The sequence below is a fragment of the Streptomyces sp. NPDC052687 genome (genome assembly GCF_040678395.1).
Lineage (GTDB): Bacteria > Actinomycetota > Actinomycetes > Streptomycetales > Streptomycetaceae > Streptomyces.
Map to the genome: position 1 here is coordinate 307,972 of NZ_JBFATR010000001.1, position 10,610 is coordinate 318,581.

Sequence of the window (10,610 nt, forward strand, 5' to 3'; positions counted from 1 at the left end):
GGAGGCGACTCCTTCCATGGGCCGCCTACCGGGTTAGCTGTCGGGTTCGGGCGGGTCGTGAGGAAGGGTTGCCCTACAGCCCGTCCCGAAGGGGAGGGCCGATTCACCCCAGAGTCTGTTGGGTCCCCGGCTCCGGCCGCTGTGCGGGCGCGCCGGACTCGGCGGAGGCCGCGCGGCCCGGCGACGTTCGCCGGTAGGAGGTCGTACGGCCTGCGCGGAACGGTAGCCAACTCGTGTGCCTGCTGTGAAGGTTGGTGGGTGATATGCCCGATACATTTCCGTGACCTTTCCGACAGCGCCCCCCGGCGGTCCCTCAGCGGCCCCTCAGCGCTCCCTGCGCGTCGCTCGCCGTCGCCGAGCCTGCGCGGCGCGTGGCGGCCGGCGGCCGGTGTGATGTTCTGCGGGCGGCCCTCGGTTGTCAGTGGGGCGCCCTAGACTCGGAGAGCGATGAGCAGCCTCTTTGACGACAGCTTCCTGGCGGACCTCCAGGCCCCTCGCGGGCACGAGGAGGAACCCCCGCCGCCGCCCGAGGGCGATCACGTTCCGGAGTCGATCCCGGACGATCTGTTCGGCGGGAAGTTCGACGTGCCGCCGGACCGATGGGGCTCCCCCCGCTCGGGCGGAGCCGAGAGCGGGGGAGGCTACTACCGGGACGGCGCCCCCCGCCCGGTGGTCGACTCGGCCGCCCTCCTGGAGGGGCTGAACGACAACCAGCGCGCCGCGGTCGTCCACTCCGGCTCCCCCCTGCTCATCGTGGCCGGCGCCGGCTCCGGCAAGACCCGCGTGCTCACCCACCGCATCGCCTACCTGCTGGCCGAGCGGGGCGTGCACCCGGGCCAGATCCTCGCGATCACCTTCACCAACAAGGCCGCGGGCGAGATGAAGGAGCGCGTGGAGCAGCTGGTGGGCCCGCGCGCGAACGCGATGTGGGTGATGACCTTCCACAGCGCGTGCGTGCGCATCCTGCGCCGCGAGTCCAAGAGGCTCGGCTTCACCTCGTCGTTCTCGATCTACGACGCCGCCGACTCCAAGCGCCTGATGGCCCTGGTCTGCCGCGACCTGGACCTGGACCCCAAGCGCTTCCCGCCCAAGTCCTTCAGCGCCAAGATCAGCAACCTGAAGAACGAGCTGATCGACGAGGAGGACTTCGCCGCGCAGGCCTCCGACGGCTTCGAGAAGACCCTCGCGCAGGCCTACGCCCTCTACCAGTCGCGGCTGCGCGAGGCGAACGCCCTCGACTTCGACGACCTGATCATGACGACGGTCAACCTGCTGCGCGCCTTCCCCGACGTGGCCGAGCACTACCGCCGCCGCTTCCGCCACGTCCTGGTCGACGAGTACCAGGACACCAACCACGCGCAGTACGCCCTGGTCCGCGAGCTGGTCGGCACCTTTGAGCACCCGGTGGACGTGCCGCCCGAGGCCGAGGTCCCGCCCGCCGAGCTGTGCGTCGTCGGTGACGCCGACCAGTCGATCTACGCCTTCCGCGGCGCGACCATCCGCAACATCCTCCAGTTCGAGGAGGACTACCCGGACGCGACGACGATCCTGCTGGAGCAGAACTACCGCTCCACCCAGACGATCCTGTCCGCCGCCAACGCGGTCATCGAGCGCAACGAGTCCCGCCGCCCGAAGAACCTGTGGACCAACGCCGGCCAGGGCGCCCGGATCACCGGGTACGTCGCGGACACCGAGCACGACGAGGCCCAGTTCGTCGCCGACGAGATAGACCGCCTCACTGACGCGGGCGAGGCGAAGGCCGGCGACGTCGCCGTCTTCTACCGCACCAACGCCCAGTCCCGTGTCTTCGAAGAGGTCTTCATCCGCGTCGGCCTGCCCTACAAGGTCGTCGGCGGCGTCCGCTTCTACGAGCGCAAGGAGGTCCGGGACGTCCTGGCCTACCTGCGCGTCCTCGCCAACCCCGAGGACTCGGTCCCGCTGCGCCGCATCCTGAACGTGCCCAAGCGCGGCATCGGGGAGCGCGCGGAAGCGATGATCGACGCGCTCTCCCAGCGCGAGAAGATCAGCTTTCCGCAGGCGCTCAAGCGCGTCGACGAGGCGTACGGCATGGCCGCGCGGTCCACCAACGCGGTCAAGCGGTTCAACGCGCTGATGGAGGAGCTGCGCACCATCGTCGAGTCCGGCGCCGGACCGGCGACCGTCCTGGAGGCGGTGCTCGAACGCACCGGCTATCTCGCCGAGTTGCAGGCCTCCACCGACCCGCAGGACGAGACCCGGATCGAAAACCTCCAGGAACTCGCCGCCGTCGCCCTGGAGTTCGAACAGGAACGCGGTGAGGGGGAGACCGGCACGCTGGCCGACTTCCTGGAGCAGGTCGCGCTGGTCGCCGACTCCGACCAGATCCCCGACGAGGAGGACGGCGACGGCGTCATCACGCTGATGACCCTGCACACCGCCAAGGGCCTGGAGTTCCCGGTCGTCTTCCTCACCGGCATGGAGGACGGCGTCTTCCCGCACATGCGCGCCCTCGGCCAGACCAAGGAGCTGGAGGAGGAGCGCCGCCTGGCGTACGTCGGCATCACGCGCGCCCGGGAGCGGCTGTATCTCACCCGGTCCGCCATGCGCAGCGCCTGGGGACAGCCGCAGTACAACCCGCCGTCCCGCTTCCTGGAGGAGATCCCCGCGGCGTACGTCGACTGGAAGCGCACGGGCGCCGTCGCCGCCCCGGCGGGACCGGTCTCGGGCGTGGCGGCCTCGCTGTCGTCGTCCCGTTCGCGCTCCTCGGCGTCCGGCGCCTCCGGGTTCGCCACCCGCCGGACCGCGGAGAAGCCGGCGGTGTCCCTGGCCGTCGGCGACCGCGTCACCCACGACCAGTTCGGGCTCGGCACCGTCGTCGGGGTCAAGGGCACGGGCGCCAACGCCGAGGCGACGATCGACTTCGGCGACGCCAAGCCGAAGCGGCTGCTGCTGCGGTACGCGCCGGTCGAGAAGCTGTAGCGGCGCCCGCCGCCGTGACCCCTGACCCCGTGACGCCTGACACCGTGAGGCCGTGACGCCGTGAGAAAAGCCCCCGCCGGACAGGGCGGGGGCCGTTCACGCCGACGTGGTCAGGACGGGTCCAGCCCGTGGCTGCGCAGCCAGGACAGCGGGTCGATGGCCGCGCCGCCGCCCGGCCGGACCTCGAAGTGCAGGTGCGGGCCGGTGGAGTTGCCGGAGTTCCCGGAGAACGCGATCGGGTCGCCGGCCTTGACCGTCGTACCGGAGGCCACGCGGTAGCTGGAGAGATGGCAGTACCAGGTCTCCGTGCCGTCCTTCGCGGTCACGATCATCATGTTGCCGTAGGCGCTGTTCCACTCCGTGCGGACGGTGCCGTCGGTCGCGGCCATCACGGTCGAGCCGTACGAGACGGGGAAGTCGATGCCGGTGTGCAGCGACATCCAGTTGATGCCGGACTGGCCGTAGTAGGCGCTGAGTCCGTGCTGGGCGACCGGGAGGGCGAACTTCGGACGGAGCCGCTCCTTGCGGGCGGCCTCCTCGGCGGCCCGCCTGCGCTCGGCCTCCTGCTGCGCCTTGAGGTCGATGCGCTCCTGGGTGCGGCTGGCCCGGTCGGCGAAGTCGTCCGCCTCGGCGGACAGGCTCTCCAGCTGGGTGTCCAGCTTGTTGTTGGCGGTGGCCGGCTTCACCGGCTGGGCGTCGGCCGCGGTCGTCGAGGTCTCCTGCGCGTCCTCGGCGCCGAACGTGCCGACGGAAGCGGCGGCGATGCCCGCGACGCCCATGACGCACGCCGAGGGAACGGCCACGGTCAGCAGCGCGGAGCGCTTGGCGGGCGTACGGCGGCGGGAGCGCGAGCCGCCGCGGGAGGCCGCGCGCGAGACGGGCTCGGGGGTGACCTCTTCCTGTCCGTCGAGCAGGCCGACGGCGGGAAGTTCACCGGTGGCGGCCAGACCGTCCTCCGGCAAAACGGTTTGCCCGCTCTCGTCGTAGGAGGTCCCGCCCTCGTAACCGGCCGGGTCGTCGTAGCCGGAGGCGTCCTCGTACGACGTGGACTCGTCGTAGCCGGAGGCGTCCTCGTAGGCGGTGGACTCCTCGTACGTCACCTGGTCGAAGGTGGCGGTGGCCTGCTGCTGGTCGCTGTCGCCGCCGGCGGTGTTCCACTGGGTGGCGTCGTACGCGCCGGTGTCGAAGTGCTGCGTGCCCCACTCCCACTGCTGCGTCTGGTCGGCGGGGCCGCCGGACTGCTCGGGCTGGAGCCAGGCGCTCGCGTCCCACTGGCCGCTGGTGTCGGGCGCGGCGGTCTGGTGCGGAATGCCGGCGAGCTGCTGGTAGCCGGTGGACCAGGCGGTGGCGTCGTAGGCGCCGGTGTCGTAGGCGGCGTGGTGCTGGGCCGCGTACGGGTCCTGGTTCAGGGTCTCGTGACTGCCGGTGGACCACTGGGAGCTGTCGTACGCGCCCGTGTCGTGGCCGCCGGTCATGTCGCCGAAGAGGGGGTCCGCCTGGAAGGTGGTGGCGGAGGAGGCGGTGGGGTGGCCGCCGGTGTCGAAATCGGTGGCTGGATAGCCGCCGTATGTGGTGAAGTCCCCGTAAGGGGCTTCCTGGGTGCCGTACGACGCGTAGTGCGCCGAGGCGGCGTCGGAAGCCGGAGCCGGGGTGGTCATGCTCCCCGACGGGTGACGGTCGTTCACCAACTTCTCTTTCGCCTCGACAACAGGGGCTGCCAGAGCAGTGCGGCGACTGTACCCGGCGGTACGCGGGCACGACAATCTTCTGCAGGTTTCGTGCCTACGGGAAACGGGCATTCGGCCGTGTTTCGGGGGAGGGCGGGCACGAACTTTGGCTTTGTGTTCGAAGAGCGTTCGATGTCTGGTCGCTGTCGGGTCGCTGTCGGGTCGCTGTCCGGCCGCTCTCCGGCACCGGTGAATCGGTTTGTTCCGGCGAGACGTTGAGGGCGCGGGGGAGGGGCGCGAGGAGGGCGCGAGGGTCAGGCCACCGTCACGTCGTCGGTGTGCGCGGTGGTGTCCGCCCCGGTCCGATGCGCCAAGTCGAGGGCCTGCCGTATCCCGGACGCGACGGCCGGATGGACGGGCAGGGCGAGATGGCCGATCCCGGTCACCCGTATGTTCCGCGCGGACAGGTCCGGGTGGTCGAGGCGTGCGGCCTCCGGCGGGTCCATCACATGGTCGAGGTCGCTCCAGAAACTGACGAAGTGCGTACGGCAGCCGGGCGCGGGCGCGGCGAGTTCCTCGATCACCTCCGAGCCGGGCCGCATCTGCCGCACGATCGGATGGGCGTCGGCGAGCCGCGCGACCCGGGTGCCGGCGTGCGGGGTGCCGAGCGTGACGAGGGTGCGCACCCGCCGGTCGCCGCCGAGCCGCTGGACGTAGTACCGCGCGATCAGGCCGCCGAGACTGTGGCCCACGACGTCCACGCGCGCGCTGCCCGTGCGCTCGCAGATCTCCTCGATGTGCCGGCCGAGCAGTGCGGCAGCGGTGCGGATGTCACAGGTCAGCGGAGAGTAGTTGAGCGATTCGACGCGCTGCCCGCCGTGCCGGGCCAGGCTGCGGCGCAGCAGGACGAACACGGAGCGGTTGTCGATGAAGCCGTGCAGCAGGACGACCGGGGGGCGGGCCGGTGCCGGGAGCCGGGGTGTCGTCTCCGGGTCCGGCGGGGGCGCGGCGGGGAGCCGTCGCTCCTGGGTGATGCCGGACGGGTAGAGGAGCAGGTGCCCCGCGAGGATCGCGACCTCCAGGGCGGTCGCCTTCAGCAGGGCGGCGGAGAGCCCGGTCAGACCGCCGGGGAGCAGACGCCGGCAGAGCGGGGGGAGGGCCAGGGAAGGGAGGGGGAGTGGGGGGAGGGGGAGGAAGGCGAGGGGCAGTGAAGGGCGAGGCAGTGAGAGGAAGGGCGGGAGTTCCCTGATGAGTCGTAAGGCCTTCATGGCCGACCTCCTGTCGGCACGCCGGAGGACGGCACTGTCCCCCGTGTGCTGCCGAGGGATGCCGCCGAACTTCGGAGGAAGGCCGCACCAGCGGGCCGCGCGGCCTGCGGCGCGATGGTGCGGAGGGGTTCCGGCGGCTCCCGACGCGCAGGGTCCCGGGCCGGCCCGTGGGGCCTCGGCTGATGCGGCGGGTGGGCCGCCTGGGCTCGGAACGGTGCGCTGCGAATGTGTCCCACGTGTGATTTCCCCCTCGCTCTCCACCGCGAAACTGCCGGTTGCGGGATGCTGGCGATAACGTTCGTTCACTTCCCCGGTCGGTGCGGGACGGGGGTGTCCGTGCCGTGGTGGCGCCCCCGGACGGTGGGCGGCGGACCGCGCGGTACGCGCGCAACGAATGTGTGATACGCGCCACATGTACGGCATATGTCATGTGTGCGGTACTTGTCGGTACGGATGGATGTAGTCGCTTCATGGAGGCAGTGATGGGTGTGGCAGCCGGTCCGATCCGCGTGGTGGTCGCCAAGCCGGGGCTCGACGGCCACGATCGGGGAGCCAAGGTGATCGCGCGGGCGCTGCGCGACGCCGGTATGGAGGTCATCTACACCGGGCTCCACCAGACCCCCGAGCAGATCGTCGACACCGCGATCCAGGAGGACGCCGACGCGATCGGCCTGTCCATCCTGTCCGGTGCGCACAACACGCTGTTCGCGGCGGTGATCGACCTGCTCAAGGAGCGCGACGCGGCGGACATCCTGGTCTTCGGCGGGGGGATCATCCCCGAGGACGACATCCCGCCGCTGAAGGAGAAGGGCGTCGCGGAGATCTTCACGCCCGGTGCGACGACCGCGTCGATCGTGGAGTGGGTGCGGGCCAACGTGCGGCAGCCGGCCGGGGCGTAGCGCTTCGACGGGCGGGCTGAGGGGCGGGCTGAAGGCGCGGTCGGGGGCGCTGCTGTAGCCGCGGCTGGTGCTGCTGTGGCTGCTGTGGTTGTGGCGGCTGCTGCGGCGGTTGGGGCCGGTGCGGCTCGTGCGGCTGCCGGGGGCAGTGGAGGCCTCGGCTGCGTCGGTGCGGTCGGTGCTGCCGGTGCGCCCGGATTCGTCGGCGGCGTCGGTGACTTCGTTGCCGTCGGCGTCTTCTGTGCCGCCGGTGTCTTCAGTGCCGTCCGCGCGCTCCGTGCGGCCGGTCACGTCAGTGCCATCCGTCCGGCCGGTGGGGTCGCCGAGGCCGGGGTCCGCGCGCGCCGGGGGCGCCGCGAGCCGCCGTTCGGTGGCGGCCGCCCCCCAGAGCCACGCCCTCGCTCTTGCGACGGCCCCGGCCCAGGCCCCGACCGGGCTGGGACTCAGGCACCGCTCGGGCCGCGGTCGCCGTCCGGGCCGCAGTCGCCGGCCGGTCCCGGGCCCAGCTCCTCGGCCATCGCGGCCCGTAGCCGCAGCGTGGTCACCAGCCGCTGGAACGCCTCGGCCCAGTACCCGCCCGCCCCCGGCGAGGCATCCTCCGCTTCCTCCGGTGCGGCCAGGAGAGCGTCGAGGCGGCTCGCCTCGGACGGGTCCAGGCAGCGCTCGGCCAGCCCCATCACCCCGCTGAAACTCCACGGATAACTGCCCGCGTCCCGGGCGATGTTGAGCGCATCGACCACCGCCCGCCCCAGCGGCGGGGCCCACGGCACCGCACACACGCCGAGCAGCTGGAACGCCTCCGACAGACCGTGTGCCGCGATGAACCCGGCCACCCACTCGGCCCGTTCGCGCGCGCTCAGCGTGCCCAGCAGCTGGGCGCGCTCGGCGAGGGACACCGCCCCCGGGCCGCCCGCCTCGGGCGAGGACGGTGTACCGAGAAGCGCCCGCGCCCACTCGGCGTCCCGCTGCCGCACCGCCGCCCGGCACCAGGCCGCGTGCAGCTCGCTCCGCCAGTCGTCGGCCACCGGCAGCGCCAGGATCTCCCGCGGTGTCCGGCCGCCCAGCCGCGCGGGCCAGGTCGCGAGCGGTGCCGCCTCCACCAACTGTCCCAGCCACCATGACCGTTCACCCCGTCCCGTGGGTGCCTTGGCGACCACACCGTCGCGCTCCATGCTCGCGTCGCACTCGTGCGGGGCCTCGACGACCAGGCACGGACCGTCCCCGGTGTGGTCGACGGCGACGCAGGCCGCCGCGCGGACCGCCATCCGCCCGGCGAGCGCGGAGCCCGGCAGCGCGGACAGCAGTTCCGCCGCCGTCGCCCGGACGTTGCGGCTGCGGTCGGCGAGCGCCTGTTCCAGGAAGGGCTCGTCGTCCGGACCGAGTCCGGTGCGCAGCGAGTCGAGGAACATCAGCCGGTCCTCGGCGCGTTCCGCCGGCCAGGTGCCGGACAGCAGGTCGCGGGCCGCCGCCGGGTCCTGCGCGCGTATGGCCGCCAGCAGGGCGACCCGCTCCGCGAACAGGCCCTCCTGCCACAGCCGCCGCACCCGGTCCGTCTCCTCCGGCCGTGGCAGCGCCGCGTCGCCGCCCGGTGCGGAGCGCAGCACGAACCGCCAGTCCGGGTTGAGCCGCGCGAGCCACAGGGCGCGCGGGCCCGCGAACGTCAGCGCCGCCGGCCGCAGATCCGTCCGGCCCCGCGCCGCGTCGAGCAGCGCGGGCAGCGCCTGCGGGGGCGCCGCGAAACCACGGGCGTTGGCCATGGCCAGCCACTGGGGCAGCAGCTCCATCAGATCCGGCGCGGTGCCCCTGCGTCCGCCGCCCGCCGCGCCGGAACGGTCGGCCAGCAGCATCGTGAGCCTGCGCGCCGCCGCCGCGGGCAGCGCGGGACGCGGGTCCTCGGGCGCCGGCTCCGGCCGCTCGGCCGCCCGCGCGGGTCGCAGCCCGGCACGCCGCCGTACGGTCTCCACCGCCGCCGCGTCCAGCAGCGCCGCCGGTGCCTGCGGACCCGCGGCGATGCCGGGTGGCGTACGCCGCTCCGTGCCGAGCAGCGCGGCGGTGACAAGCTCCTCCCAGACGCCCGGTGCGGGCGCTTGCGCGGGAGCGGAAGTCCTGGTCACGAGGTTCCTTTCGGCCGAGCGCGGGGCGGAGTGGCAGAGGACGGGGGCGGAGGCGGGTCGGAGCGGCGATGACGCAGGGCGGGGTCTGGTCGGGGCCGGGTCGGAGAGGACGCGGGCGGGGTCGGGGTCGGGGCCGGGTCGGGTATCCCGCGGCGCGGGACGGATGCCTGCCTGCGGCGGGGGAGAGAGACCGTCAGCGAAGGGCGAGACGTCAGCGAAGGGCGAGACGTCCGCGAGGGGCGAGGACGTCTGGCGTGGAGCGAGGACGTCTGCGGGGCGTCGGGAGCCGTGTGGTCAGGACAGCGGCACCGCCTCGCCCGCCCCCTGCGGCCAAGCGGTCAGCGGGGTGAAGCCCTGGTGGCCGCACTCGCCGAAGACCGTCACCGGGGCTCCGCCCGAGAGGGCAACCAGACGCCACAGGCCCGGCCGGGAGCGGGCCGAGGGGGTCAGCGGCAGGGCCGTGTCCTCGTCCGCGTCCGCCAGCTGCCAGGAGCCGCCGTCCGGGATCGGCACGACCCGGTCCAGGGTCACCGGGACGGCGTCCAGCCACGGATCGTCCCGCAGCGCCTCGCCGTACCGGGCCGCCGCCTCGCCGGTCGTCACCCCCGGCGGGCGGGTCGCCGTCGGCTCGGGTGCCGTGAACCGCTCGCCCAGGGCGCCCCGCAGCCGGCCGGCGCCCGGATAGGCGGACACCTCGGCCTCCAGGGCGAGCCCGACCGGCAGCGCCAGGTCGGGGGCGCGGCCGGCGGCGCCGTACGACAGGAGCAGCGTGGTGCGGTGCGACCGCGTCCCGTACAGCCAGATGCGGCGGGTGGTCAGACGGGTGTCCGCCACGTCGTACTGGGCGAGGACCAGCCAGCTGTCGCGCACCGGCGGGCCGTCCGCCGGGGCGGTCAGGCCGACCCGGGAGCGGACCGTCGCCGCCAGTCCGTCCGGCAGGCGCTCACGGCGCAGCCAGCCCTGGTCGAGGAGGTGCAGCAGCGCGCACTCCTCCAGCAGCCGCACCGGCCAGCCGGGACCGGACGCCGGGATCGCCCCCAGTTCCCGCACGCGCGAGGCGAGCCCCGGTGCCTGGGCGTCGACCATCCGGGCCGCCGTCTCCTCCCACAGGCCGTACCCCGCCTCCTCGGCCGCGGCCAGGCCGCCGCGCAGCAGATCCGCCAGCCGCTGCTCCAGCTCGGTGGCCCCCGCGGTGATCCGCTGGGCCCGGCGCTCCGCCCGCCGCCGCGCCGCCTCCGGACCGGCCGCGCCGGCCGCGTCGGTCACGCCGGGCGAGGAGCCGTCCGCGTCCGCCGTGCGCCGGCGCGCCGCACGCTCCCCTCTCCCCGCCGACCACGCCGCGGCCCAGTCCGGTGTCCGCCCCGGCGCCTGCGGGACCTCTCCGGCGGACCACAGCAGCATCAGCCCCAGCGCGTGCTTGCAGGGGGACTTCGGGCTCGGACAACTGCACGCGTACGCGGGACCGGACGCGTCCGCGACATCCACGACCGTCCGGTACGGCGTGCTCCCGCTCCCCTTGCACAGCCCCCACACCATCCCCTCGTCCGTCCCCGTCCCGGACCACGGCCCGGCCGCCCCGAGCCTGCCGCCCGCTTCGCGTGACGCCGGATCAGGTGCCAGTGCCAGCACCTGGTCCGCCGTCCAGCGCACCCCCTGCTGAGTCATGCCACCGACGGTAGATCCCCCCACTGACAATCGGTCCCGCGA

At 73.6% G+C, this 10,610-nt stretch carries 6 protein-coding genes and 1 riboswitch; of the genes, 2 read left to right on the plus strand and 4 right to left on the minus strand.

The window, feature by feature from the left end; translation table 11 throughout:
- Positions 1-6: 6 nt before the first annotated feature.
- Positions 7-174: riboswitch (cyclic di-AMP (ydaO/yuaA leader) on the minus strand.
- 273 nt (positions 175-447) lie between these two features.
- A complete protein-coding gene (pcrA, locus tag AB0K92_RS01540; protein WP_365918297.1) occupies positions 448-2,958 on the plus strand; it encodes a DNA helicase PcrA in 2,511 nt (836 codons plus the stop codon).
- A gap of 110 nt (positions 2,959-3,068) precedes the next feature.
- On the opposite strand, the gene AB0K92_RS01545 is transcribed toward pcrA, so the two are convergent.
- Both AB0K92_RS01545 and AB0K92_RS01550 read right to left on the minus strand, forming a co-directional pair.
- A complete protein-coding gene (locus tag AB0K92_RS01545) occupies positions 3,069-4,757 on the minus strand; it encodes a M23 family metallopeptidase (RefSeq protein ID WP_365918299.1) in 1,689 nt (562 codons plus the stop codon).
- Positions 4,758-4,939: 182 nt separating this feature from the next.
- Positions 4,940-5,893 carry an alpha/beta fold hydrolase gene (locus tag AB0K92_RS01550; protein WP_365918301.1) on the minus strand — a complete coding sequence of 318 codons (954 nt, stop codon included), beginning with the start codon at positions 5,891-5,893 and terminating at the stop codon, positions 4,940-4,942.
- 482 nt (positions 5,894-6,375) lie between these two features.
- On the opposite strand from AB0K92_RS01550, the gene AB0K92_RS01555 reads away from it, so the two are divergent.
- Positions 6,376-6,792 (plus strand): cobalamin B12-binding domain-containing protein, encoded by a 417-nt coding sequence (locus tag AB0K92_RS01555; protein WP_166001715.1) that lies wholly within the window; start codon positions 6,376-6,378, stop codon positions 6,790-6,792.
- A gap of 440 nt (positions 6,793-7,232) precedes the next feature.
- On the opposite strand, the gene AB0K92_RS01560 is transcribed toward AB0K92_RS01555, so the two are convergent.
- Both AB0K92_RS01560 and AB0K92_RS01565 read right to left on the minus strand, forming a co-directional pair.
- Positions 7,233-8,903 carry a DUF5691 domain-containing protein gene (locus AB0K92_RS01560; protein ID WP_365918303.1) on the minus strand — a complete coding sequence of 557 codons (1,671 nt, stop codon included), beginning with the start codon at positions 8,901-8,903 and terminating at the stop codon, positions 7,233-7,235.
- 294 nt (positions 8,904-9,197) lie between these two features.
- Positions 9,198-10,568: an SWIM zinc finger family protein gene (locus AB0K92_RS01565; RefSeq protein WP_365918305.1), complete on the minus strand. Its 1,371-nt coding sequence runs from the start codon at positions 10,566-10,568 to the stop codon at positions 9,198-9,200.
- Positions 10,569-10,610: the final 42 nt, after the last annotated feature.

Coding starts and splice junctions, on each gene's coding strand:
- AB0K92_RS01545 (WP_365918299.1), bottom strand. CDS start 4,757: ATGCCCGTTTCCCGTAGGCACGAAACCTGCAGAAGATTGTCGTGCCCG.
- pcrA (WP_365918297.1), top strand. CDS start 448: ATGAGCAGCCTCTTTGACGACAGCTTCCTGGCGGACCTCCAGGCCCCT.
- AB0K92_RS01565 (WP_365918305.1), bottom strand. CDS start 10,568: ATGACTCAGCAGGGGGTGCGCTGGACGGCGGACCAGGTGCTGGCACTG.
- AB0K92_RS01550 (WP_365918301.1), bottom strand. CDS start 5,893: ATGAAGGCCTTACGACTCATCAGGGAACTCCCGCCCTTCCTCTCACTG.
- AB0K92_RS01555 (WP_166001715.1), top strand. CDS start 6,376: ATGGGTGTGGCAGCCGGTCCGATCCGCGTGGTGGTCGCCAAGCCGGGG.